Here is a 22,794-nt window from a genome sequence, read left to right on the forward strand (position 1 = left end):
TCGGGGCGTTTGACGGTCACTTGCCGATGTCGTAGCGGAGTGCCCGACGTTTGTTCTTGGAGCCAGGTGGCCGTCCGGGGCCGGTGCCTGTGGATTGGGGACACGCGCCGGGCAGGCGAGTGAGCGCGGATGTTCCTGACCTCTCGGCGGACTCGGGCCGGGTGAGTCGGTCGGAGGGGGGTGGCTTTCCCCCAGGGTCGTCGGAGGTGCTCGGCGAGGGGCGGGCGAGCCGGAGCTGGGGTGTGGGCGACGATCAGAATCCAGGTCCAGCGGTCCGTTGCCTCCGGGGTAGGGCCGCCGTCCTGCTCGTACTCGCGGCGGCGCACGTGGCGCCTGGAAGCCAGTTGGGTCTGCTGGCCCTGGGTGAGCGACCCAGGGTCGACCGGGTGGCCAATACGACCTACTTCGCTTCGGGGTGACACCCCTTCGGTTCGTCACCACGGCAATCATGGAGCCGGTACCAAAGCTTCATGATCAATATCCTCGTGCGGGCCTCGCAGCGGCCGCCGCTATCACCGCACTCCCGCTGCTCGCCACCGCACCCACCGCGCACGCACTCGACGCACCCGGTACGCCCGGCTCCACAGCAGCGGTCGCCGCGTTCGCGCTGCTGACGTTGGCGGCCGCAGTCAGCCCATCCCAGCGCGACCGAACTGCGCGAGGGATACAAGCGGGACGTCTGCAAACACTGGAACATCGATGGTGAGCCACCGCCACGATGTTGCACTGAATGCAACCGTGGGAGTGGCCGTGCGGAGTGTCGATGTGCCGGGTGCGTTTCGGCTGATCGTCCCGGGAAACGTACGGGCTCTGGACCCGAGCCCGGCAATGTTCGAGGCGATGCTCCTCGGTTGGGAGCAACAGCAGCGGAGCCGACTGCTGTCCCGCAACGTGACTGGGGTCCGTACGGTGTTGCCTTCACTGCTCATGAGCACGGGGGTGCGAGATGCCGTACACGGCGGTGGACTTGGCGTCCCATGCGGAAGCGACGCTGGATGAACTGCCCGAGGATGGTCGGCGGGAAATCATGGAAACCATCGCTGCGGCTCTGGTGCGGCCGTACTCGTGGCCGGAGCCCGGTGGGTGGCGCGGTGCGCTTGTCTTCGGGCCGCGCTCGTGGGTGTGGTTCACCGCGTTCCTGGGCGGTATCGAGGTGATCGATTTGCGTTGGGCGGTTCGGTGCCGCACGGGGTGGCAGGTGGGATAGGGCCCCTTGTGCGGGAGCCGCGCCTCAGCCAGGTCTTGCTCCGCGCCGCCGGCGCCGGCCTGACGGCCGTCCAGACCGGCGGACGGGGCGACACGTCACGCAGGGACGCCGAGCGGCGGGTGCTCGAGCACGCGGGGCTTGTACTCGACCAGCTGGATGCGGCCGTCGAAGGTGCGGTGCTCGATCATCTCGAGGGCAACGTCCGGATAGCCGTCGTAGATGCGTTCCTCGCCCGTGGCCCCGGTGATCACCGGGAACATCACGACCCGGAAGCGGTCGACGAGTCCGGCACGTAGCAGGGACCGGCACAGGCTGAGGCTACCGATCGTGCTGAGGAGCCCCGAGCCGCTCGACTTCATGGCGCGGACCGCCTCGACGGCGTCGTCACGTACGAGGGTGGCGTTGGCCCACGTCAGTGGCTCCTCGAGTGAGGAGGAGAACACCACCTTGGACGCTTGCGTGAGCTCGTCTACGGACGCCTCTTCTTCGGGCCTGAACTCGTCTTGGCCATTCGGGACCTCGCCTGCGGCGAAGCCCGACATCAGGCGGTAGGTATTCGCTCCCATCAGGTAGGTGGCCGCGGGCTGCTCGCCGAGCCATGCGAGGTACTCCGGGCCCTCGAGGCCCCAGAAACCGGGCCATCCCTCTCCCGATGCGTGGCCGTCGAGGGAGGTGATGAAGTCGACAAGAAGCTCCGACATGGCGGTGTCCCTTCCTAGGGTGTTACGAGCTTGGACCAGCCGGGAGCCACAAACTCATCGGCCGCGCTGTGGAGTAACGAGAAAGCCCATGACTCTGCAGCCGATCAGGTCGAGTGAGTCCGGCGGCGCAGATGTCGTCGAGGGCCACGTCAACCGGGTGAAAACACTCAAGAGAGCCGTGTGTGGCTGGGCTTCGTTCGAACTCCTCCGGACCCGCATCCTCACCCAGCCATAAGGAATGCGACTCTCGCTCGTCTCACGGCATGGATCTGGTTGCAAACGCCGCCATCAGCGTGTCCGTCCTCAATCCAAGCTCAGGATCGAAGTCCTCCACCGCACGGACAGAAGTTTCGTCGCCTCCTGCGGCATAGGCGAGATGCGCTTCGACCCGATGGTCCAATCCGATGAGCGGGTAGCTGTACCAGCGATCCGGATGCTCGTCATCGGTAGCCTCGATGCCGAGTTCCACCGCCCGCCAGTCCGTGTCATCGAAGTCGTAGCCGGCGTAGCGAGGCAGAAGGCCCAAGAAGGGCTGGACGTTCTCGTTCCAGATCCAGCCCTCTGCCGCACGGGACGCGCCTCCTTCCCCCACCCTGCCAGAGTGCCCGTACACATGTCCGGTCCGCCATATGGCCCTTCACCAAACTGCGTCCAGAACCGCTTTCAGGGCTCTGACCGGAGTCTCGTGAAGGGCCAGGTCGTCGGAGTGGAGGTGGCGGGGATCCAGCGGCCCCCTTCGTAGGTCGCTACCCAGCAGCCACAACCATGCCGGCCGTGACCTGAGGACGGTTGGGGAGCAGCGACGCGAGGTTGTCCCTCACGAAGTCCGCCGCCCGCTCGATCGACTCTTCGGCCCCGGACTGGTCTTCAAAGACGCTGGTGGAGAGCATCACTCCGTCCCCGGCGTCCACCCAGTAGTAGGCCACGAAGCCGGGGACTCGGCGGAGGAGAGGCACGAATCCCTCATCCACTCGGCGTCCCGCCTCGGCAGAGTCAGTCACTCCTTCGTAACGCCGAATTACTGCGTACACAGCTGATCTCCTCACGGATCCCAAGGTCACCTTGCGCGAAGCGACCTACCCCCACCGAGCGTCTTTCGCTCGGTGGACGCCCGGAAGTGACCCGTATAGACGCACCGGTGATCCGCACCGGGGGTCTGCTGTGGCCAGGGCTGGGCGAACCAGGACATCACGGAAGTCCGGTCAGAGCCGCTTTCAGAGATCCCTACCTGCTCTCGTTGCTGTTATCCGGACTGATCCTGCCTACGGCGTGGTGCTGGCCTACTTCCTGACGCCTCTCTGACCTCTGCCTCAGGCACAGACGTCCGTGATAACGAGTTCTCGACGCTCAGTGATCTTTGGAAGTGTCACCTGACGCATCAGCTCCTATCCCGCCCGTGCTCGACCCACTCAGGCCTCATCCCCAAGCCATGAACCGTGAGGGTCCGGCTTCCCGGATCGTTTGGCCAAGGTTCCGGATCCGCAGGAACCACGTGCGCAGTCCGGCATTCACTTGTGACGGCGCCTGCACCGACACCGTGGACAGGCTGACCCGGTCAGTTCAGAACCTCGATGATCTATGGGCGGCCTCGATCACCACGAGATTGGATACAAGCGTCGCCTCGACCCACTCCCTGTGTCCGGCGGGCGCGTCGAGCTCGTTCGGCCGGACAACTCGCTTTCTCTCTCTCAGCGCAGTTGCTCGGCCAGTCCGACGATGATGCCCTCCGGGCCGCGGACGTAGCAGAGCAGGTAACTGTCCTCGAACCGGGCGATCTCGCCGACGAGCTCGGCGCCGTGAGGTCGCAGGCGGGCAACGGTGTCCGTGATGTCATCGACGGCGAACATGACGCGATGCGTGCCCAGAATGTTGTGCGGCCGGTCGCGCGGCCCGGCACTGAGCGCCGCAGGGCAGCGGTACTTCGCCAGCTCGAGCCTACTGTGACCATCCGGGGTCCGGACCATTGCGATGTCACAGCGAACGCCCTCAAGTCCGGTGCACTGGTCAGCGACAAGACCCTCGACCGTTGCCCTGCCCTCCAGCTCCATACCGAGTTCCACGAAAAACGCGATAGCGGCATCCAAGTCCTCGACAACAATCCCGACGTTGTCCATCCGCTGAATCGCCATGCCGGTTCCTCCTTCATCCTTGCACGGCCAATAATGGCCGCTGATGCCCCTGGGACGGAACAGGTGACACGCCCTCGACATCCACAGGCCAACCGAACCCCCAGATACTGAATCGCGCCTCAGCACTGCTCCAGCAGACCCTCGAGCCAGGCGCGCCACCTCCGACGGGATGCGGCCGCAGAGTGGCTACTCCCATTAGGCCGATCAGCCACAACAGCCGTCCCCACTCTCAATACATCCTCAACAATGCGCAGCATGCACGTTTATGCAGCATGCGCGCTGGAGCATCGCGCCTCCCCGACCACATCACGGTGCCGCGTCAAACTTGCGGGTGGAGTTCCCCGTGCCGCTCACCTTCGCCGCCACCGGCAAGGCGGTGCGGGGTGCGCGTACCAGCGCGGGACTGGGGCGGCGCCAGCTGGTCCGGGCCCGGCGACCAACCCGGTGTTGGACATGGGCGCGCACCGTCAACTGCGCCGGGGCACGGCCTCGTATCCGGGCACGGACCGTGATGCGTGCGGTGATGCAGGTGTGCCCCCGCACTGCTGGAATAGCGGCACGCAGGCTCTCGTGTCGTAGGCCGCCCGTAGCCTGTCGCCATGCAGACAACTCTGATGATCTACGACGGCACCGCACCGGCGGACTCCGACGTCCCGCGCACCGGGGGCGTGCCGCTGGCACCCGCAGGATTCACCTGGCCCTTGTGTGGCTCCTGTTGCGGAGAGCCGCTGCAATTCTTCGCCCATCTCCCTGTCGAGTACGGCGTCCTGTCGGTATTCGTGTGCCAGAACGACCCCGGCGCATGTGAATCCTGGGACGCTACTTCCGGGGCGAACCGGGTCTATCTGTTCTCCCGGGAGGAACTGCAGCCGGTAGCAGTGCCCGAGAAGGGAGTGACGCTCCTGCCCGCCACCTCAGCCATCCGCACCCACGTCGTCACCCTCGACCCCCAAGCCAACGACGACCACGACGAGGAGGTCGCGCCTGACGCATACGACCTTGCCCGTTCGGGCTGGAAGTGGGAACCCGAGGAACGATTCGGGAAACAACGCGAAGTGCTCGGGTCACTCGGAGGCAGCCCCTCATACCTTGAGGACGACCGGCTGCCCACATGCCCCTCCTGCGCCGGCCCGACCGAATTCGCGGCACATCTGGAAGCAGGGATCTCCGCGCAGACCGCGATGAACCTCGGCGGCCAGCTCGGCTACGTATTCGTCTGCCGCCCATGCCGTGAAGGTGCCTTCCTCACAGGCTGAGCCCACAACCACCCCCACCGCCATGGGACGTCACCGGCGAGGATGAACCCACCAGCAGCCGACCAGGCGAGCTCGATGACACCAAACCCCGCCTTCGGACGACGTCACACCCACCACCGTGACCCGCTCACGGAAACTGAACCAGAACCCAAAACGTGAACAACGGCCGGGCATGATCCGTGCGCTCGCGACACGCGATCCAGTACATGGCCCGAGGTCGCAACAGCGCTCGTCTGGCTCAAGAGCTCACGATCCAGAAGGCAATCCCAGAACGCTGTCTGCACCACGCCCGAGGAAAGATCACTCCATCTGGAAGCCGGGCAGTCAGCTCCACGAATTCGGCCCGGAGGTCGGCGGCTGGCTCACCAAGGACGACCGCGCTGATGATCAATTCCATCATGAGAAGGTCGTACTCGTAGTTAATGCTCCAACAGCACTTCCCATCGGCCTCCACCACGGCAGATGCGATCCTCCTCCTCCCACCACCAGACACAGGGACAAAGGACGCCTCATAGACGCCGCGACCGGTCCAACTCCGTTGCATGAAAACGACATCGCCTTCGACGGAGACCTGCCACTTCTCGTCCATGTCCCGGGCTCGATATTCCGCGCCGGATCCGGTCCCGGTCCTCGTCAGTCCAGACGTGAAGCCCACAAACTGAAGCGCGAGGGGCATTGTCTCACTTTGCCCATGGGAGGCACGATGCCCGTAAGGGCAAGGCGGTTTGTTCCCGGAGTTGACAGCCAGCGGCCTCCCGTCGGGCCCTGACCTCGGCGCATCTCCCTCAAGATCGTTCATGGACGAGGTGTCGTGCCAATCACGTCGGCCGGGGGCTGATCATGAGAAACGGCCTGTTCCCGGCGGGCCGGGCCGATACGGCGCAGGCGCAGGCCCTTCATCGCGCAGCCGACGTCAGGAGCGTGAAGCCGGCGAGAGAGCACCGAAGGGGGACTCCCCCACCGGCAGGTTCAGGGCGGCGATGAGGAGCAGGATCACGGGGCGTCCAGGAGGCCCGGACGCGCCTTGGGGTGCAATGCGGACGGAACTCCCGGGGCACGCCGAGAAGGACCATTCCCAATCAATCTCAACACCCTTAATATAAGGACGCTTTGGGCGCCATGGCGTAGGCGAGGGAGTAGAGCAGGTGAAGAACGGGGAGTTCGTGATCACGCTCGTCCTCCTGGTGCTGGTCACCTACGGATGCTTCCGGGCTGCACGCAACTGGTTCTACCACTGGCGCTTGCCGCCTTCGACCATCCTCCGGTCGCAGGTAGATCATCTGGAAAAGGTCGCGTTCCGAGAGATCTGCCGCATGGCCAAGGGCCCGGTCTCCGACGTGGACATGCGGGGATATTTCGACGAGCAGGGCTGGAACCGGGGCGACGTCGCGCTCATCCTCGCCGAGCCGCTCAAACACAAGTTGATCAGCGTGCGTGGCTGGAGCCGCAGCGTGTACTTTCCCACGCGCAGGGGCTGGAGCGAGTACCGGAAGAGGTTCATGTTGGCGGACTCGGTGAACATCTCGGCATCCGCAGGCGGATTCGTGGCAGCCAACATCAACAGCGCCCATGCGGTGGCACAGTCGGGCTACGGCCACCAGGCCGACCGGCACGATGTCTCCCACCGGCACCTGGTCGAGGCCCTGCGAACCGACGCCCGCGCTGCGGAACCCGCGGAGGCCGTACGGGCACATGAGTACGCCGATGACCTGGCGGAGGCAGTCCAGGAAGAGAACCCGGCCCGTGTCGACCGCATCCTCGGCCGGGTCAACTCCCTTCTGGCGACAGCGGCATCTGCGTTCTCGCTCACCAGAGGGCTTCTGCCGCCCGGTAGCCCTTGAGTGAGTCTTCGCAGCCTGAACTGGGCAGAAACGGCGAGGCCGAGATGGCGGAGAGCCGTGCGGGAAGCCAATGATTCTCACCGCCCGATGACGCCCTGAGCTAATACACCAGCCCACCGCCGTCCGTATCCGACGCCGCCCACGAGCCGTTGCGACAGGGGTGCCGTCATCACCGTCGCTCCGAATTCGCTACCGCCTCCGCCCCTGCCGTGGCGCGACGTCGGTCTTCCGACGGTACGCCAGTGACATCAGCTCGGCGGCGCCCTGGGGGCTTATGGGTGCGGTGGCGAGCAGGAGCGCGCTGCTGCGGCAGTGTTCGACGGGCGGGTGTGGACCCGATCCGATGCCGGTGGTGGACAAGGAAAACCCTGGCAGCGGCCCAGGCGGCCACTGCGGCACTGGTACGCCAGGGCAAGGTCTCCGAGCCCGCCGGGGCGAGGTGATTCCCGCCCAGCGCAGCGGTGTGCCGTTCGCCGTAGGCAGCAGGGACGGCGAGCTGTTCCGAGGACCGAGCGGGTGGGGTCGAGCTGGGCGACACCCGCCCTCGAGCCGGTGATCGGCACAGATCACGGCGGTGATGTTCCTCATCGGCGGAGCTACACCGACAGGCCAAGCGATTGTCCGCCGGGGTGGTGGTGCTGGTGGGCGGCTGACTGCCCTGAGCCCTCGTGGAGGAAGAAGGAGTCGTAGAGCGAGAGCAACTGGGGCTGGGGCTATGCAAGTTGTCGGTCGAACAGGTGCGTCCTGGAGGTTCCGGTAGGGTCTCGCGGGCCTCTGTATACGCCGGCGCTCTCGCCTGGGTCAGTCTCGCCGCTGAACAGCCCGTCGGCCGGGGCAAGTCTCAGTCCCAGACTTCTGCCGGATGTGCTCTCCAGGCCCTCGATCCGGGGCCCGTCTTCGACCGTGCCGTCCCCCCGGGCCGAGGTGCCGGACGGTTAGCGGGCGATGGACGACCGGTCCGTACTGAAGGTGCGCATCACCTTCAAAGCGCGGGGCCCGGCGGCACGGATGTGCTTCTCCCTGCCGCGTGGCGCCCTCCTCATGTCAGGTGGGGCGCTTCACGTGGCGGACCAGCCACATCAGCAGGGGGTCCAGGTCGGCGGCGGCCGAGAGGACCCGGTCGACCGCCTCGGGGGTGTGCAGCCACTCCTCGCAGCCGAGGGGACGGGCGGCGATCAGCGAACGGTGGCGCAGCAGGTGCGTACGGGAATGGTCCGTCGGATAGCCGCGCGGAGGGCGTTTCATCACGTCCCCGGAGATGTCGTAGCCCTTCTTCCGCACGTCCTCGACGATGGCGGACAGTTCGCGGCCACTCCCCTCGGCGGCCACGGCTTTGCGGAACATGTCCACCTGGCCGGGATCGGGGTACCACCAAGCGCCCTGGATCCGCAGGCCGTCCAGGGAGAACCGGAGGCCGATCTCGACCTTGCGGCCGAGCCGAATCACCGCGCTCTGGTTCTGCCACCACCAGGAGTCGGTGCGGTAGTGCCAGACGGAGAAGTCCTCGTACCGGGGGTCGGTGTCCGCGACTTCGTTGAGCAGGGCGATCATCGGCTGCCGGACCAGCCGTTCGCGGTCCGCGCGGTAGCGCTCGCGGGTCGCGTGGGTCGGTTCGCCCTGGAGCTGCCACAACACGTCCATGGCCTGCTCCGGCCAGCCGGTGAACTGTCCACGCATGGGCGCAGAATAGCTCACCCCTGATCCGTGCGCGGAGAGTGTGACGGCTGGAGGGCGTAACCCGAGACAAGGTGGGAGGTGCTGCGGCGGGCTCGTCGTCCAGTTCGATGTGTCGTGCGCGGTGGGCGTGCTCGTCGAGGGACACGGGGGGTGCAGCCGACGTGAAGCGGGCGCTGAGATTGTGCAGCCGACTTGAGATCCCACAGATCCTTCCGTTGTGATCGCGCCTCGATCAGCGGGGGTGCGGGGAGCACATTTCCACGCGTCGACTCCTCTTCCTGCCCGCCTCGGAGCCGTTGTCGGCGATCGGCTTTGGCCTCGTCGGACGATCGGGTGCACCCGGCTGGCCAGCTCACGCAAGATCACACCCTCCGGGCCGGGGGTCGGTCGGCCGCGGTTGCGGTGGTGTGAATACGGCCGCCAGGAGGACAAGGGTCGTGGTGGCTGCCATGGTCACTCCGCCGGATCGGTGATCGCGGGCGGCGGCGGCCAGTGCCTCCCGCATCCGGACCCGATCCGGACTCAGGCGGTTCCTCACGGCTGTCCGGGGCGCCGGATTCGACGCTTGCGATACCCGTATCCCGTCCTCACATGGCTACAACGCAGCCCCTCCGCACGCCTCCTGGGTCGGTTGGCCCTGCAGCCCGGCGCCCTCGACCACGTGGCCCTGGACGCCCTGCACCAAGGACACGCCACCGCCTACGTACGCAGGCTGCTGCCAACACCAGCCTTCTTCCGCCACGCGATGAGAACCTCTCCCCCTTGATCAACTGGTCGGCCCACACCCTGGCCAGCCCGCCATTACATGCCCGGCCTCGGCGCCCACTACCCCAGCACCTTCTGGGACGCCGACGGCGCGTACCTGACCGGCGAGCACACGTACCGGCTCCACCTGCCACCCGGAATTCCGGCAGCCCTCTTCTGGGCCGTAAACCTGTACAGCCCGGTCAACGGCACCATGATCGACAACGGACAGCCGTTCCCCTCCGTCAACTCCCTCGACACCCGCGTCGTCGTGGAGCCGGACGGGTCCGTCGATCTCCACTTCGCCCCCGAGCTTCCGGCCGGAGCCCCCGCCACCAACTGGATCAAGACCCATCCGGGCGAGGGCTACGCCGTCGCCCTGCGCTTGTACGGGGCCACCCAGCCCTTCTACGACCAGAGTTGATCCCCGACGACGTCGTCAAGATCGGCTAGGACGCAGTCGGCACGTCGACTTCCTCCAGAAGCTCGGATGTGCCGGAGGGCGAACCGCCGAGCGCGGCGAGCCTGGCGGCTCTGTGTCCCTCTGATGTCCCTGGGACGGAGCCGGTGGCACCCTCTCGACATACTCAGACCTCGACCCCCCTAGACCCCCCTCGGACCGCCGAACTCAGCACTCAGCACTCCGCAATCCGCAATCCGCAATCCGCAATCCGCAATCCGCAATCCGCAAGTCAGGATCGCGCCTCGGCACCGTGGCAGCAGACCGGCGAGCCAGGCGCGCCGCGACCGAGGGTGAGTGCGGTGTATGCAGTCGCTCCCATGAAGACGATCAGCCAAAGCGTGCCGTCCCTGTTCCTCAACGCTTCCTCGACTATGCGCAATGTGCGCCGCTTGAGCATCGCGCCTCCCCAACTGCCGCGGCGCCAGGTCACCCTGGCGGGGCGTCCCCTTGCCGCCCCGTGCCACTCGCCGTGCGCCGCACTCCTCCCGGGCCCGCCGCGCGCCGGCGCGAGACGCGGGCCACGCTGAATCCCGGCAGACCCGGCCAGCCGTGGATGGAAACGCAGATTTGGCTATCGTGAACCCGTGAAATCCGACACTGCAACGTTCCCGCCTCACCCGATCCAGGGCGTCCGAGCCATCTACGCTCGCCAGGCCAGCTGCCCCTCCGACTTCGCGGACGTCACAGTGGACTTCGAGCCGCGGGAAACAGGCATCACCTTCGAGATCGCCGCTGACCTGGCAGTTGACGGCGACGACGACCCGGCGTGGCAGGCCGAGTGCCAGGCCGCTGTCGAGGCGGGTATCCGCGACGAACTCACACAGCCAGCAACCGGGTTCTCTCCAGCTGCAGCGGTGGTCCTACGTCGCATGCGCTTCCACCCGGTCGACTCCCACCCCCGGGCGTTCCGGCAGGCCGGCCGCCTTGCTGTCCGCAACGCTCTCGCAGCAGCCCACCAGCCACCGCGGGCGGGAATTGAACGCCAGGGCTGACGCCAGGATGGCGCCCCATGGCGACCCGGACGACGATCACTTCGTACGCGGGGACATCACAGACCAGCACACCGGCACCTGGTCATCGCCACCAACCCTCACTCCTCGACGGTGGTGGAGTGTACGGCGCGATTCACCGGCGCCGACTGGTACACGCACTGGGGCTCGGAAGCGCGGCGGCCGCGTGAGCAAGCTGCACGAGCTCGTGAGCGAGACCTTCTCATCGCCGAACTCGGGATGGTCGGCAGTGGCCCCGCCACTCATGCGGCGGGGCCAGAACCCTCAAGATCGTTATCGGCTTTCCAGGGGTCCCCGGAGGGCAGCCGTCGACGTTCCGTCCCGGTGCCCTCCCGGCATGCCTGGCCGGCCAGACCAGGCCTGCCGCGGATCCGTCGTCAGCGGGCGGTCGTGGTGCTGATGTCGACGATGTGGTCGTACCGCTCCACCAGCACGAACAGCTTGGTCTTCTGCATCGTCTCGCCGCTGCCGAAGGCAAGGGTGACGACGACTTCGTGGCCGTTACCCACGGTTCCGTTGTCGGTCACCGTCCACCGCGCCGGGACGTTCTGGGCACGCAGGACGCCGTCCACGCCGTTCTTCTCCTCCCAGGCCGCCAGCCGCTTGTCAAAGGCGGGCGTCAGGTAGTGCTTGCGGAGCGCCGTGGCCAGCGTGACGTCCGGGTCCGCGTAGTCGCCCTTCGCGTCCACGTAAGCGCCGTAGAAGTCTGCGACCCGGGTCACCACGTGGCCAGACGTGCCGCTGGCCGACTGCGGCGCGGCAGTGGACGTCTTCACGGTGGCATGGGCGGACGCCTGTGCCGACACCTGTGTTGTCGACACGCCGAGACCGACAGCCAGGAGAACGCCGACGGCGGCGGCGGCTCGGCGACCCGGCCGGCGGTGTGCGGGAGTGTTCCTGTTCATGTGTGTTCCTTTTCTGATCCGTGTGTGGTCGATCGCGGCCGGTTCCGGCTTGCATGTACTCAAGGCGCCTACCGACATGCCGCCATCGCGTCCGCGGCCGATTCGAAGGCCGGCCACCCGACTGTCCGATCAGACGGTCGGGCCTGCGTCAGTGGATGCGTGTCGGATGTCGCCCAAGGCCGGTTGGTCCCTGCAGCCGGGGCCGGCGCGACAACAAGAGCATCGGCGGTCACCGGAGTCCAACACAACGACTGACGCCCCTTTGGCGAGGGTGGAACCGTTCCAGCCCATCTGACGTGCAGGAACATGAGCGCCTGGAATACCGGATCGCGGGCGGACGACAGAGGAACGGTGTAATGCGGGCCGATGTAGTGGAGTTCGCGACGCTCCTGCGCCAGCTGAAGGACCGCACGGGCCGGAGCTACAGCTCCCTGGCCCGCCGCCTCCACATGAACACCTCCACGCTGTACCGGTACTGCGCAGGCGAAGCGGTGCCGCAGGACTTCGCGCCCGTGGAACGCCTCGCGGCCTTCTGTGACGCCACACCGCAGGAACGGCACGAACTGCACCGACTGTGGTTGTCAGCAGTGGCGGCTCGCCGGCGGGCGAGCACGGCCGGTTCGGCGGAGGCAGCGGTGCCTGCGCCGGACACTGCCACGGAGACAGACACGGCGGTTCCGGCGGGGGACACGCACACGGACGGAAACGAGGGCGGAGACGGGGACGGCGGCGGGGACGGCGGCGGGGACGGCGGCGGGGACGGCGGCGGGGCACTCATCGAGAAGAACTGTTCCGCGGAACAGCGCGAAGGCGAACGCGACCCCGCGGAACAGCCCGCTCTCTCCCCCGCTCCCCGCCCCTGGTACCACCACCGCCGCCAGGTACTGGCACTCACCGCCATTGCCTGCGCGCTACTCGCCGCTGTAGGCACCACGGCCACCCTGTCGGACGACCACTCGGCCGACGCGAAGTTCTCTCGCGCGACGGACCTTCCGACAACCACCCCCGGCGCACACCACCACTCGGCGAAGCCATCGGCCGACGACGCCCCCTCCCTTTCCCGAAACTCCGTGCCGCCCAACGCCCAACGGACCACGCCCGCCCCGCGAGCCACCAGCAGCGGTGCCACCTCGGCTACGCAACCGACCACCGGCCTGCCCCTCGCCTGGAGCACCGACTCCCTGGTCTGGGACAAGGGATGCGACCACGACTACGTCATCGACAAGCCGCCCGCACAGGTGCCCCCGCCGCCGGTGGAGCAGGACGCGGAAGCGTGGGCAGCGGCGCATGACGCGCTGCACGGGCGGCAGACGAGGGTGCAGATCGCGGTCCAGGGGCGAACGTCCACGGCCGTGGTCCTGGAGGCGCTCCGCGTCCGCATCGTCAGCCGAGGCAACCCGGCTCCTGGGAGCGCGTACGCCATGGACCAGGGCTGCGGCAGCGACCTCAGACCCCGCCGCTTCACCGTGAACCTCGATGTCGACCGGCCCATCGCCCGCCCGAATGCCGGCGCCGACAGCGGACACACCGTTCCTGCCATGCACTTCCCCTACCTCGTCTCCGCCCAGGACCCGGAGGTGCTACTGGTCGCCGCGACCACACAGACCTACGACGCCCGCTGGTACCTCGAACTCGACTGGTCCTCCCAGGGCCGCACCGGCACTATCCGCATCGACGACCGCGGCCGCCCGTTCCACACCACCAGCGTCAAGGGAATGCCTCACTACTGGTACGGCACGAACGACGCAGGCGGGCGTGCCTGGGTCCCGTACAACAGCTAGAACACTCACGAAGGTCTTGGGGAGGGACTGCCGTAGGCCTGCCCACGGGGGGTTGTCAGCAGATATGGACAGGGGGCACGACGGTGTCCAGGGCCGCACGGACGCTACGAACTCACCTGAGCAGCCCGGGCCCACCACAGTCTCGAAGATGCGTGCGGTGTCCTGCGGTGTTGGAATTGAAGGCGGCACTGAGCGCGGCCGGCGGAACGCGGCTGTCGCACCACCGGAGGCAGAACCGCCAGGCAAGGAGTTCGTATGAGCGTCGACGATTTCTCCGATATGGGACCGGTCGATTACCTGATCCTGGAGTTCCCCGGCAATCGCATGACCGGGGAAGGCGTGCCTCTACTGCTCGATCTCGTGGACCGGCACATCATTCGCATCCTCGACCTGTCCTTCGTCCGCAAGGACGAGGACGGCGGGGTCAGGGCGCTCATGCTCAGTGACATGGACGGCGACGGGGAACTCGACCTGGCCGTTTTCGAGGGTGCCTCCTCGGGCTTGCTCGGAGAGGACGATCTCCAGGAGGCCGCCGCCGTCCTCGAGCCCGGCAACTCCGCGGGCGTCATCGTGTACGAGAACGTGTGGGCCGCACCCCTCGCAGCGGCCCTGCGGCGTGGTGGAGCGCGGATGGTGGCCAACGGACGGATTCCGGCCGAGGACCTCCTCGCGACTCTAGAAGCTGCCGAGGCCGGATCCGCCTCCTAGCGTGCCGACACCCGACCGACGACAAGGACACCTGCCATGCCTGGTCTGCTCCGCGGGGTCGCCCGCACCGCTGTCATCTCCGGAACCGCCACCGCCGTCTCCAACCGGGTGTCACGACGACAAGCCGGCCGATGGGCTCAGCAGGACTACCAGGAGACCGCCCCGGCGCCGCCCCAGCCGGGCTACGGCGCTCCGGCACCCCAGCCCGAGCCTGCGGCCGCAGTGTCGATGGACGCCAAGATCTCTCAGTTGAAGGAGCTCAGTCAGCTCAAGGAACAAGGGGTGCTCTCCGAGGCCGAGTTCGCCGCCCAGAAGAGCCGCATCCTCGAACTCTGACCGGACGACGCTCCACTCCGTACGATCGGGCCTCACGCCGGCAACCGGGCAAGAAGTGACGGCCGGCCCTGGGCGCAAGGCTTGTGCTGCCTTGTTTCAGGAGTCGCCTTTGCGGTGCCGGGGCCCTGCCGTGCGAGTCAAGGGCCAGGCCTCGATGTGTCCACCGCTCACTGGGCGGCATCCGCCGGCTCGTACCAGAGGCTCGCCATCGGGGAGTACGTGGTCCAGCCCAGCGAGGAGTAGAGCCCCCGGCCCTCGGGAGTGCCGACCAGGACGCCCGTCCTCGCGCCGGCCTCGTACGCGGTGTTCTGCAGCGTGCGCATCACCAGGCCGCCGAGGCCCTTGCGCCGGTGCTCGGCGGCGGTCTCGATCTGGTCGACCACGGCCTGATCTCCGACGCGGGCAATTTGTCCGCGGGCAGCGAAATGCCCGTCGCCCGTTCGGACCAGCACCTTGCTGACGCCGCCCCGGGTCCAACTGGTAAGCGTGTAACCGGCCGGCACCTCGGTGCGCTCCGGTTCGAGGTGACCTGCCATCAGGAAGCCGGGACGGTCCTTCCGCCAGCCCTGCCCGACCCAGGGCAGAACCGAATGGTCTTCGGCAAAGAGCTTCAGCCATGTCCCCGGCGCGCTCGTCGCGGCGACGATCTTGCGTACGTCGGCCTCTGTGGGCTCCGGCAGCACGTGCCGGGCAACCTGCATGGGTTGCCCGACGTCGATGGTCCAACCCCACGGCTCCTCGATCGGGTCCGAGCTGCCGCGGGAGACGATCCAGCCGTCGATCCACATCCGCACGAGTTCATTGATCCTGGTGTCCGGCATCGCCGCCCGCCCCCTGACTGGTAATAGCCAATAGTGCGGCATGAACCTTACGTGACAGGGGTGGGATTTGACCACAGGCGCAGGCGGCTCAGCCTAGGGACTACGAGCGATTGTCACTGTTGGCCACGAGGACCGCTCCGCGTCTACGGCGGCAGCTCGACGCGTCGAAGTGGCGGGTCCACACCGGGAGTCCGCTGCGATGCCTACCGGAGCGCTACAGATCCTGATGGCCGCACTGAACGCCGCTGCCGCTGCGGCGAACGAATCTCGCGGCGAAGACGCACGAAAGGGCGGGGACGATACGTCCCACCCGATGCGGCCCAGTATGAGAAAGGTGCTCGCGAAGAAGGCCACTCCCCCGACCGAAGACGGCGGCCAAGAAGATCACGTCGAATGGCCACGAGCTGCGGCAGCACCGTTTTCCAGGTACTCAGAGGCGGTACGCGGCTGTCGCGATCTCGATGAACGATCGGATCAACGGGTTGGTGTCACCCTCGTTCCACACCGCCACCACTCGGCTTGGCGTCATGTCGACCAGCGGCACCACGACCAGCTCTGCGCTCAGGTCGTGCCCTAGCGGGGCCAGGCCGACCGTGCCGTTCCACAGCACGGCCTGCAGGCATTCCTGGACAACGCGCACCACTGGACCCTCGCGCGGCACGCCGCCGTTCCAGTACGACTGCCAGATCGGGTCTGTCCCCTCCGGGAACCGGAACCAGCGACGGTCGCCAAGGTCGGCCAGCCGCAGCCGGCCGCGGCGGGCCAGCGGATCGTCGGCGCGCAGGACCACGCCCACCGGATCCGTACGCAGCTCACGCACCGTCAGGGCGGTCTCGTCGAACGGCGCCCGCGTCAGGGCGACGTCGACCAGTCCGGCGCGCAGCCCGCAGGTCGGGTCGGTCAGGTCGGTGTCGCGGATGCGGATGTCGACGCCGGGGTGACTTCGTCGGTAAGCGGCGGCCAGCCTGGTCGTTCCCGGGTCAGTACCGTCGCCCAGAATGCCGACGGTGATGGCCGCGACGCCGGCGGCTGCGGTCACTCGTACCCGGACGCGGTCCGCATGGTCGAGCAGGGCCCGCGCCTCATCGAGCAGCACTCCCCCTACAGCGGTGAGCGTGACGCCCACAGGCGAGCGGGCGAACAGGAGGGCGCCGACCTCGGTCTCCAGCTGCTTGATCGCCCGGCTCAGCGGCGGCTGGCTCATGTGCAGTCGAGCGGCGGCCCGGCCGAAGTGGAGTTCCTCGGCGACTGCCACGAAGTAGCGCAGGGTACGTAGCTCCACGCTGCAACGATACCCAAACGGTATCGGCGTCGCAGAATGGGTCTTGGACAGTCGCAGGGCACTGGCGGTGCACTCGGAGCATGACCGAAGAAGCGAAGAGCGGGTACTTGCGAAACCTCCAGGACGTGATCGCCAGCAGCCCGCTGCTGACTCCACCGGCCGTAGCCCACGCGATGAGCCCCTGCGCGATCGAGCCCTCAGCCGACCTCGCCTGAAGCCTGCGCGGATGACACCGCCAGGCCCTGCCGTCCTCCACTTGACCAGCGCAGCTGGGCTCTCCCGCCGATCAACCTCCGGATCACTCAGACCATGGCTCTGGCCTTCTCCGACGGCTGCCCTGGGAATCGACCGGTCACCTGCCCGGTGACCGTGGATGGGAATCATGAACATCGCGTACTGGATCGTCGCCGGACTGCTCGCCCTCTTCTACTTCTACGCAGGCGCGCTGAAGGTCTTCCGGAGCCGAGATCAACTCCGTCCGATGATGGCCTGGGTCGATCGCATACCCGTGGCTGCCGTGAGGGCGCTGGGGGCGGTCGAGGTACTCGGCGCGACCGGGCTGATCCTTCCGCCCCTGACCGGCATCGCCCCCTGGCTGGCACCGGCCGCGGCCATCGGGTTCGCGCTCCTGCAGATCGGTGCGATCGCCGTCCACCTGACCGGCGAAGACCGCCGGATCACACTCAACGTCGGGCTCATGGCCACAGCTGTTGTGACCGTCTGGCTGGCCGTCACCTGGCTGTGATCGAGCACGGTTCTCAGCCGGTGGATGCGACTGTGGGGTCCAGTCGCCCCATGTCCACTGGTATATCTCATGCTCTGGCTCACCTTCCGTGGGAGGCTGAGCGACCGTATCGTCGCCCCCTATGACCAGCAGTGAGAGGCTGACGTGAGCCAGTACTACAAATTGGGCGACCGAACCCTGTGGAACCCGCCCAACGGGGCGTCCCGGCTGTTCATGAGCCATGTCACCGTCTATCAAACCCAAGTGGGTCTGCCATCCGGCATCAGCCCCACGGACGCTGACGAGTGTCAGATCGACCCCATAGCCTTCGCGGCGTTCGTCGACGCCCTGCTCGCCTGGCACAGCGAAACCAGGAACGCCATCATGACCACCATGTCCGAAGGGTTCGTTGCCACGGTGCTGACCTTGGCCGAGAAAGCGAACATCGAGGTGAACTGGCAGGCGGCCGAGCACGCCGAGAGCCGCTATCTCAAGACGACTTCGGATCCCCGTGCAAGGGAGTGGACAGCCGCACTGCAGCAGAGGTCACGCGAACTCACCAGACACATGGCGACCTGAGGCTCGTCCGCCCGGCACCGGCGGCAGGGCCGCAAGCGCGTAGGCGGTCGCTGCTCCGGTGATGTCGCGGCCCGGCGCGGTGCGGTCGAGTGGGGCTCCGATGTGTGGACCGGAGTGGTGTGGGCCGGAGCGCTGTGAGCCGGAGCGCTGTGAGCCGGAGCGCTGTGGGCCCGAATGCTGTGGACCGTGCGACCGAATCGGTGGCATCGTCAGGGACCGTGACAGAGCATGGTTTCCTGGCGTTGGCGCCTCAATACACCACGACATCCGAGCTGCTCGCGAGGTCGGCGCATCGGCGGGGCATAGGCGTAGAGGTGCTTCCCGCCCATGGCGGTACAGGCTCCGCCATGGGGAAGCGTGGTGGCCACTACTACGGCGGCCCCGCTTTCGCGGCACGCGTCGTGGATGCCCTTGAGGTAGCGCTCCTGGAGCCATCTGACGACTGGCTGGCCACGTTGCCCTACGAGTACACCGGACGGCGCATTGCCATGACGACGGTGGGCGAGGCGCGCCGTCTGGCCCGGCCGGCGTTCGTCAAGCCGCCGAGTGACAAAAGCTTCCCGGCCGCCGTCTACGCCGACGGTAGTCACCTCCCGGCGGGACCGGAGTTGTCACTGGACGTGCCGGTACTGATCAGCGACGTGGTGACCTGGTCAGCGGAGTTTCGTCTGTACGTGCTGGACGGCGAGGTCCTCACAGGTTCGCAGTACGCCACCTTCGGCCGTCTCGACGCCGAACGGCTGAACGGGCACCGCTATGAAGTCGCAGTTCTGGAGTTCGCGAACGACTTCCTGGCCATGTGCGGCGGTGGCCTGCCCAGCGCGGTAGTGGTCGACGTCGGGCTTCTGATCGCGCCTGGGCGCGGGGCCGCTGACCGGTGGGCGGTGGTCGAAGCGAACATGGCGTGGTTCAGCAGTTGCTACGCCGCAGATCCTGACCGGGTCCTGGACGTCGTCCTGCGCTCAGCTGGTCCGCGGACACAGATGGCGAGGCGAGACCGCAGGTTCTGCAAGAGGGTCGATGCTCACCTAACCGGCTGAGATGGCAGGGTGATTGGCCCAGGCGTTGAGCAACTCACCCGCCGTCCGGGCATGATCCGCCCCTACGGCGAGGAGCAGGCGGACGGGCCTGCCCCTCGCTCACCGCCAGCTCCGGCGCAGTTGGCCGAACACTGTCGGGTGTGTCAACTGTCGAGTGTATCCACCCCGGCCCCCGCGCCCAGCAGCCGCGTCATCGCAGCCGCCTCGCCGTTCTCCGCAACCGCGTCCGCCGATCTTGTAGATCCATACCCGCATGATCTGCGACCGTCCGACTACGTCGACATACAGTCCAGCTTCGCCTCAAAGGGCAGCAGCGCACCGCTCGGTGACGATCGCGCACGAGGTGGTCGCCATCGGCACGGACCTGACCGGCGCTCTTCGAAGCGCTCGACGACACGACTGAGTCGCAATGGGGTGCCCTGGCAGCAAGTCCCCGAGAGCGCCGGATCGGTGCTGATGCCTCGGCCAATGTCCCCTGTGACGTAAGAGACGGCCCGCACATGTTGCGGGAGCCTGTCTCAGGTACCGTCCGCCGACCGAGCAGGTGCCGTTTGCCGACAGTCCGCCACGGCCCGAACCGCTGAGGCAGTTCTCTCCGCTGCACTCCGGTGCTCAGCCGGTGCTCAGCCGGTGCTCAGCCGGTGAATGATTTCCGTTGATCACCTCGCTGCGGCTACGCCGTCGGCCGCATCGGTTGCCAGTCACCGCGAGCCCGCATGGTTTGCTCTCCGTGGGCCGGAGCATCTCTCTGCTGATCATGTCCGGCGCGGTGAATAACTCACCCGGCAGACGTGGTCATGCCTCGGCCTTCTTCATCAACTCCACCAGCGTGGAGAAGCTGTCCGCGGCATGGCTGGCCTCCATGCCACGTCGGCAGAGCTCGACGACCGCGGCCGGAAGCGTGGTGTCGACTCCCGCGTCCGCGTTGGTGTGCAGGACGTGCTCGACGCTGGCCATCCCCATGGCAAGGCGGTCCACGTCGCCGATGTGCCGGCCGGCGTCGATGCGCTCGGCGTAGAAGGAGAAGAATCCCGGCAGCGAGTTGGCGGTCTCCACGGCGTGCGGCAGGATGTCCGCCGCCTTCAGGCCGTTGGCGTCGGCGAGGGCGATGGCCTGCCAATAGCTCAGCATGGAGGTCCAGAACATGACCATGCCGATCTGATACATGAGCGCGGCGAGCCCGGGGTCTTCGCCCCGATGGTCGGTCCGCCCCGTGATGACTTCGAGAGCGGGCCGGTGCTGGTCGAAGACCTCACGCGGGCCGCTGTAGAAGGTCGACGATTCCGCCTGACCGATCCCGGAGGGCGGCACCGTGACGCCGCCGGTCAGCTGGACGGCGCCCCGCTCGGCTGCCCAACGGGCCGCGGTCCGGGCCCTTTCCGGTGTGTCCGAGCTGAGGTTCACCAGGGTCCTGCCGGCCAGCGCGGCCGCCGCGGGCTCGAGCGTGGCGTACATGGCGTCGTAGTCCGTGAGGCTGAGGATGACCAGCTCGTTGGAGGCAAGGGCCTCCTCCACGTTCGGCGCGAGCACCGCCCCGCGCGCGACCAGGGCGTCCGCGCGCGACGCGGTGCGGTTCCACACGGTGACTTCGTATCCGTTGTCGAGGAAGGCGCCGACCATGGCCTGCCCCATGGGGCCGAGGCCGATGACCGTGACCGACTGCTTGGTGCTGCTCATGACAAGAACTCCACCCCTCACTAAAACGAACGCTCTATTTAGAGCGTGGTGAGAACGTACCACAGCCCTAGAACGAACGCTCTACTCAATGGGCCGCTACGGTGGCTGCATGCAGACCAGCACACGGGACCGGATCGTCGTAGCCGCATCACGCCTCCTGCAGCGCCAGGGATACATCGGAACGGGGATCAAACAGATCGCCCAGGAGGCAGAGGCCACTCTCGGCTCCGTCTACCACTTCTTCCCGGGCGGCAAGGAGGCCGTCGCCGTCGCTGCGATCAAGCACAGCACCGAGGAATTCGCGACGCTCCTGCGTAAGGCACTGGACAGTGAGGACGACCCGGCGGACGCAGTGCTGGCCTGCGCCCAGCAACTCGCCGACGAACTAGGCGAGTCAGGCTGGATCGACGGCTGCCCAGTCACAGCAGCGGCCCTGGAGACGCTCGGCACCGACTCAGAGATCCAGCAGGCGTGCGCCGACGCTCTGCGCAGCTGGGAACAGTTGGTTCGAGAGAAGCTGCTGCGCTGCGGCTTCCCCTCCCAGAACGCCCGGGAGCTGGCGACCACCATCATCTCCGCCCTGGAAGGTGCCGAAGTCACTGCCCAGGTCAACCGCAGTGAGGAACCACTACTCATGGCGGGTCGGCAACTCGCTCGCCTCGTACGCTCGCACGATGCCTAGGCCGAGTTTTCTAAGACCGTGTCCTATGTGGTGAGTCGGGCAAGTCGTTTGTAGCAGCAGAGGGCAGCGGCGAGGCCGAGGAAGACCAGGTAGTTGCGGGGTTGTCGTTCGTATCGGTGGTTGAGTCTGCGGTAGCCGGTCAGCCAGGACATGGTGCGTTCGATGACCCATCGTCGGCGCCCTAACCGCTCGCTGGATTCGACTCCTTTGCGGGCGATACCGCCGATGTGCTTGCCCCAGAGCCATTTCCGCAGGTGGGGAACGTCGTATGCCTTGTCGGCGTGGAGACGCTGGGGCTTGAAGTAGCAACCGCGGTGGGGGTCGTGTCTCGTTTGGTGACCCTCGACCATGGGCTTCAGCGCGAGGCTGTCATGGGTGTTCGCGGCGGAGAGGCCGACGAGGAGGGGCAGTCCGTTTGCGTCCGACAGGACGTGCATCTTGGAACCCGGTTTGCCCCGGTCCACGGGGCTCGGACCTGTGAGTTCGCCCCCTTTTTAGCCCTCACGTGGGCGGAGTCGAGCACTGCCCGGGTCAGGTCGAGGAGGCCGGCGTCGTCCAGGCGGTGCAGGATCTCTTCGTGGAGCCGGCCCCAGACACCGGCTCTGGACCAGATCAGGAACCTGCGGTGGGCCGTCGACTTCGATACCCCGAAGCACGGCGGCAACGCCCGCCAGGCGGGTGGGCCGTCGACTTCGATACCCCGAAGCACGGCGGCAACGCCCGCCAGGCGCATCCGCTGACCAGCACGTAGATGATCGCGGCGAACAGCGTCTCATCAGGCGTGTCCTGCGTCCCCCCGCCCTGCGGGCGCACCTTCGACGGAGGGATCAGCGGCTCCGCGATCTCCCACAGCCCGTCCGGAACAATCCAACTCCACGTACCCCGCCCCATGACTGGCCCAACGAGCCGAACCCACATAGGACACGGTCTAAGTCGGCGTGGAGCGGCGTTCGGTGCGCGCTCTCGGTGTGCCGGGCGTCGCGACGCTGCGGGTCAATACGCCAAGGCCCCGGGCCGCCGTCCAGGCCCTGCTCGAGCTCGGCTTCGCGCACCTGGAGAACTGGCGCGCGCTGGTCAAGGCCCGCCCCACAAGTCGCTTAAAACGAGCGCCTGTTGATCAATTCCTTCCCTTCAAAATTGGTTGACATTCAGGGGTGGAATGTCGGACGTTCAGCCGTGACCAACGATGCGCCACAGGGACGAGAGATGGCACGCAGATGACTTTCAGAGG

General features: G+C 67.1%; 23 protein-coding genes and 1 pseudogene. 13 read left to right on the forward strand and 11 right to left on the reverse strand.

Going from position 1 to position 22,794, the window contains the following annotated elements; translation table 11 throughout:
* Positions 1-946: 946 nt before the first annotated feature.
* Positions 947-1,207 (forward strand): hypothetical protein, encoded by a 261-nt coding sequence (locus AB0C82_RS28660; RefSeq protein ID WP_362847288.1) that lies wholly within the window; start codon positions 947-949, stop codon positions 1,205-1,207.
* A gap of 95 nt (positions 1,208-1,302) precedes the next feature.
* Here the strand turns inward: AB0C82_RS28660 and AB0C82_RS28665 are convergent, their stop codons facing one another.
* The 4 genes from AB0C82_RS28665 to AB0C82_RS28680 all read right to left on the reverse strand — a co-directional run bounded on the left by AB0C82_RS28665 (position 1,303) and on the right by AB0C82_RS28680 (position 4,037).
* Positions 1,303-1,908: a dihydrofolate reductase family protein gene (locus AB0C82_RS28665; RefSeq protein ID WP_362847291.1), complete on the reverse strand. Its 606-nt coding sequence runs from the start codon at positions 1,906-1,908 to the stop codon at positions 1,303-1,305.
* A gap of 256 nt (positions 1,909-2,164) precedes the next feature.
* Positions 2,165-2,500 (reverse strand): hypothetical protein, encoded by a 336-nt coding sequence (locus tag AB0C82_RS28670; protein WP_362847294.1) that lies wholly within the window; start codon positions 2,498-2,500, stop codon positions 2,165-2,167.
* A gap of 154 nt (positions 2,501-2,654) precedes the next feature.
* On the reverse strand, positions 2,655-2,864 hold the full coding sequence (locus AB0C82_RS28675; RefSeq protein WP_362847297.1) for a hypothetical protein: 210 nt from the start codon (positions 2,862-2,864) through the stop codon (positions 2,655-2,657).
* A 732-nt stretch (positions 2,865-3,596) separates the two neighbouring features.
* Positions 3,597-4,037, reverse strand: coding sequence for a VOC family protein (locus tag AB0C82_RS28680; RefSeq protein ID WP_362847300.1), 441 nt, complete (start codon positions 4,035-4,037; stop codon positions 3,597-3,599).
* 614 nt (positions 4,038-4,651) lie between these two features.
* On the opposite strand from AB0C82_RS28680, the gene AB0C82_RS28685 reads away from it, so the two are divergent.
* Positions 4,652-5,293, forward strand: coding sequence for a hypothetical protein (locus AB0C82_RS28685; RefSeq protein WP_362847303.1), 642 nt, complete (start codon positions 4,652-4,654; stop codon positions 5,291-5,293).
* Between the two features lie 238 nt (positions 5,294-5,531).
* Here the strand turns inward: AB0C82_RS28685 and AB0C82_RS28690 are convergent, their stop codons facing one another.
* Positions 5,532-5,882: a hypothetical protein gene (locus AB0C82_RS28690; protein WP_362847305.1), complete on the reverse strand. Its 351-nt coding sequence runs from the start codon at positions 5,880-5,882 to the stop codon at positions 5,532-5,534.
* Between the two features lie 556 nt (positions 5,883-6,438).
* On the opposite strand from AB0C82_RS28690, the gene AB0C82_RS28695 reads away from it, so the two are divergent.
* Positions 6,439-7,134, forward strand: a complete 696-nt coding sequence (locus AB0C82_RS28695; RefSeq protein ID WP_362847308.1) for a hypothetical protein — start codon at positions 6,439-6,441, stop codon at positions 7,132-7,134.
* Between the two features lie 1,044 nt (positions 7,135-8,178).
* Here AB0C82_RS28695 and AB0C82_RS28700 read toward each other — a convergent pair.
* Complete coding sequence (locus tag AB0C82_RS28700) at positions 8,179-8,811, reverse strand: DUF2461 family protein (protein WP_362847311.1); 633 nt, start codon at positions 8,809-8,811, stop codon at positions 8,179-8,181.
* A gap of 805 nt (positions 8,812-9,616) precedes the next feature.
* On the opposite strand from AB0C82_RS28700, the gene AB0C82_RS28705 reads away from it, so the two are divergent.
* Both AB0C82_RS28705 and AB0C82_RS28710 read left to right on the forward strand, forming a co-directional pair.
* Positions 9,617-9,979, forward strand: coding sequence for a DUF1214 domain-containing protein (locus AB0C82_RS28705; RefSeq protein WP_362847314.1), 363 nt, complete (start codon positions 9,617-9,619; stop codon positions 9,977-9,979).
* A 623-nt stretch (positions 9,980-10,602) separates the two neighbouring features.
* A complete protein-coding gene (locus AB0C82_RS28710; protein ID WP_362847317.1) occupies positions 10,603-11,010 on the forward strand; it encodes a hypothetical protein in 408 nt (135 codons plus the stop codon).
* A gap of 395 nt (positions 11,011-11,405) precedes the next feature.
* On the opposite strand, the gene AB0C82_RS28715 is transcribed toward AB0C82_RS28710, so the two are convergent.
* Complete coding sequence (locus AB0C82_RS28715; protein ID WP_362847319.1) at positions 11,406-11,933, reverse strand: hypothetical protein; 528 nt, start codon at positions 11,931-11,933, stop codon at positions 11,406-11,408.
* Between the two features lie 356 nt (positions 11,934-12,289).
* On the opposite strand from AB0C82_RS28715, the gene AB0C82_RS28720 reads away from it, so the two are divergent.
* The 3 genes from AB0C82_RS28720 to AB0C82_RS28730 all read left to right on the forward strand — a co-directional run bounded on the left by AB0C82_RS28720 (position 12,290) and on the right by AB0C82_RS28730 (position 14,758).
* Entirely contained in the window at positions 12,290-13,714 is a 1,425-nt protein-coding gene (locus AB0C82_RS28720; RefSeq protein WP_362847322.1) for a helix-turn-helix transcriptional regulator, read from the forward strand.
* A 255-nt stretch (positions 13,715-13,969) separates the two neighbouring features.
* The gene (locus AB0C82_RS28725) at positions 13,970-14,422 is read left to right on the forward strand and encodes a DUF6325 family protein (RefSeq protein ID WP_362847325.1); all 453 of its coding nucleotides are present in this window, start codon (positions 13,970-13,972) and stop codon (positions 14,420-14,422) included.
* A 36-nt stretch (positions 14,423-14,458) separates the two neighbouring features.
* Positions 14,459-14,758, forward strand: a complete 300-nt coding sequence (locus tag AB0C82_RS28730) for an SHOCT domain-containing protein (RefSeq protein WP_362847328.1) — start codon at positions 14,459-14,461, stop codon at positions 14,756-14,758.
* A 167-nt stretch (positions 14,759-14,925) separates the two neighbouring features.
* Here AB0C82_RS28730 and AB0C82_RS28735 read toward each other — a convergent pair whose 3' ends face one another.
* Together AB0C82_RS28735 and AB0C82_RS28740 are read right to left on the reverse strand one after the other, a co-directional pair.
* Positions 14,926-15,579, reverse strand: coding sequence for a GNAT family N-acetyltransferase (locus AB0C82_RS28735; RefSeq protein ID WP_362847331.1), 654 nt, complete (start codon positions 15,577-15,579; stop codon positions 14,926-14,928).
* Between the two features lie 430 nt (positions 15,580-16,009).
* The gene (locus AB0C82_RS28740) at positions 16,010-16,861 is read right to left on the reverse strand and encodes a LysR substrate-binding domain-containing protein (RefSeq protein ID WP_362847333.1); all 852 of its coding nucleotides are present in this window, start codon (positions 16,859-16,861) and stop codon (positions 16,010-16,012) included.
* An 80-nt stretch (positions 16,862-16,941) separates the two neighbouring features.
* Here AB0C82_RS28740 and AB0C82_RS28745 point away from each other — a divergent pair, with 80 nt between their 5' ends.
* The 4 genes from AB0C82_RS28745 (at position 16,942) to AB0C82_RS28760 (ending at position 19,204) form a co-directional block, all read left to right on the forward strand.
* Positions 16,942-17,076: a hypothetical protein gene (locus tag AB0C82_RS28745; protein WP_362847336.1), complete on the forward strand. Its 135-nt coding sequence runs from the start codon at positions 16,942-16,944 to the stop codon at positions 17,074-17,076.
* Between the two features lie 167 nt (positions 17,077-17,243).
* Entirely contained in the window at positions 17,244-17,606 is a 363-nt protein-coding gene (locus AB0C82_RS28750) for a DoxX family protein (RefSeq protein WP_362847339.1), read from the forward strand.
* A gap of 144 nt (positions 17,607-17,750) precedes the next feature.
* Positions 17,751-18,164: a DUF6086 family protein gene (locus tag AB0C82_RS28755; protein ID WP_362847341.1), complete on the forward strand. Its 414-nt coding sequence runs from the start codon at positions 17,751-17,753 to the stop codon at positions 18,162-18,164.
* A gap of 218 nt (positions 18,165-18,382) precedes the next feature.
* Positions 18,383-19,204 carry an ATP-grasp domain-containing protein gene (locus tag AB0C82_RS28760; RefSeq protein ID WP_362847344.1) on the forward strand — a complete coding sequence of 274 codons (822 nt, stop codon included), beginning with the start codon at positions 18,383-18,385 and terminating at the stop codon, positions 19,202-19,204.
* Positions 19,205-19,999: 795 nt separating this feature from the next.
* Here AB0C82_RS28760 and AB0C82_RS28765 read toward each other — a convergent pair.
* Positions 20,000-20,881: an NAD(P)-binding domain-containing protein gene (locus tag AB0C82_RS28765; protein ID WP_362847347.1), complete on the reverse strand. Its 882-nt coding sequence runs from the start codon at positions 20,879-20,881 to the stop codon at positions 20,000-20,002.
* Positions 20,882-20,990: 109 nt separating this feature from the next.
* On the opposite strand from AB0C82_RS28765, the gene AB0C82_RS28770 reads away from it, so the two are divergent.
* Positions 20,991-21,563, forward strand: coding sequence for a TetR/AcrR family transcriptional regulator (locus AB0C82_RS28770; RefSeq protein WP_362847349.1), 573 nt, complete (start codon positions 20,991-20,993; stop codon positions 21,561-21,563).
* Positions 21,564-21,586: 23 nt separating this feature from the next.
* Here AB0C82_RS28770 and AB0C82_RS28775 read toward each other — a convergent pair.
* Positions 21,587-22,454: pseudogene (locus AB0C82_RS28775) on the reverse strand (IS5 family transposase).
* Positions 22,455-22,794: the final 340 nt, after the last annotated feature.

The sequence above is a fragment of the Streptomyces sp. NPDC048560 genome, assembly GCF_040650955.1.
Classification (GTDB): domain Bacteria; phylum Actinomycetota; class Actinomycetes; order Streptomycetales; family Streptomycetaceae; genus Streptomyces.

What these genes read in the sequence shown, in the direction of transcription:
- AB0C82_RS28660 (WP_362847288.1), top strand. Translation starts at nt 947, where the DNA reads ATGCCGTACACGGCGGTGGACTTGGCGTCCCATGCGGAAGCGACGCTG.
- AB0C82_RS28665 (WP_362847291.1), bottom strand. Translation starts at nt 1,908, where the DNA reads ATGTCGGAGCTTCTTGTCGACTTCATCACCTCCCTCGACGGCCACGCA.
- AB0C82_RS28680 (WP_362847300.1), bottom strand. Translation starts at nt 4,037, where the DNA reads ATGGCGATTCAGCGGATGGACAACGTCGGGATTGTTGTCGAGGACTTG.
- AB0C82_RS28685 (WP_362847303.1), top strand. Translation starts at nt 4,652, where the DNA reads ATGATCTACGACGGCACCGCACCGGCGGACTCCGACGTCCCGCGCACC.
- AB0C82_RS28690 (WP_362847305.1), bottom strand. Translation starts at nt 5,882, where the DNA reads ATGGACGAGAAGTGGCAGGTCTCCGTCGAAGGCGATGTCGTTTTCATG.
- AB0C82_RS28700 (WP_362847311.1), bottom strand. Translation starts at nt 8,811, where the DNA reads ATGCGTGGACAGTTCACCGGCTGGCCGGAGCAGGCCATGGACGTGTTG.
- AB0C82_RS28705 (WP_362847314.1), top strand. Translation starts at nt 9,617, where the DNA reads ATGCCCGGCCTCGGCGCCCACTACCCCAGCACCTTCTGGGACGCCGAC.
- AB0C82_RS28715 (WP_362847319.1), bottom strand. Translation starts at nt 11,933, where the DNA reads ATGAACAGGAACACTCCCGCACACCGCCGGCCGGGTCGCCGAGCCGCC.
- AB0C82_RS28720 (WP_362847322.1), top strand. Translation starts at nt 12,290, where the DNA reads ATGCGGGCCGATGTAGTGGAGTTCGCGACGCTCCTGCGCCAGCTGAAG.
- AB0C82_RS28725 (WP_362847325.1), top strand. Translation starts at nt 13,970, where the DNA reads ATGAGCGTCGACGATTTCTCCGATATGGGACCGGTCGATTACCTGATC.
- AB0C82_RS28730 (WP_362847328.1), top strand. Translation starts at nt 14,459, where the DNA reads ATGCCTGGTCTGCTCCGCGGGGTCGCCCGCACCGCTGTCATCTCCGGA.
- AB0C82_RS28735 (WP_362847331.1), bottom strand. Translation starts at nt 15,579, where the DNA reads ATGCCGGACACCAGGATCAATGAACTCGTGCGGATGTGGATCGACGGC.
- AB0C82_RS28745 (WP_362847336.1), top strand. Translation starts at nt 16,942, where the DNA reads ATGACCGAAGAAGCGAAGAGCGGGTACTTGCGAAACCTCCAGGACGTG.
- AB0C82_RS28750 (WP_362847339.1), top strand. Translation starts at nt 17,244, where the DNA reads ATGAACATCGCGTACTGGATCGTCGCCGGACTGCTCGCCCTCTTCTAC.
- AB0C82_RS28765 (WP_362847347.1), bottom strand. Translation starts at nt 20,881, where the DNA reads ATGAGCAGCACCAAGCAGTCGGTCACGGTCATCGGCCTCGGCCCCATG.
- AB0C82_RS28770 (WP_362847349.1), top strand. Translation starts at nt 20,991, where the DNA reads ATGCAGACCAGCACACGGGACCGGATCGTCGTAGCCGCATCACGCCTC.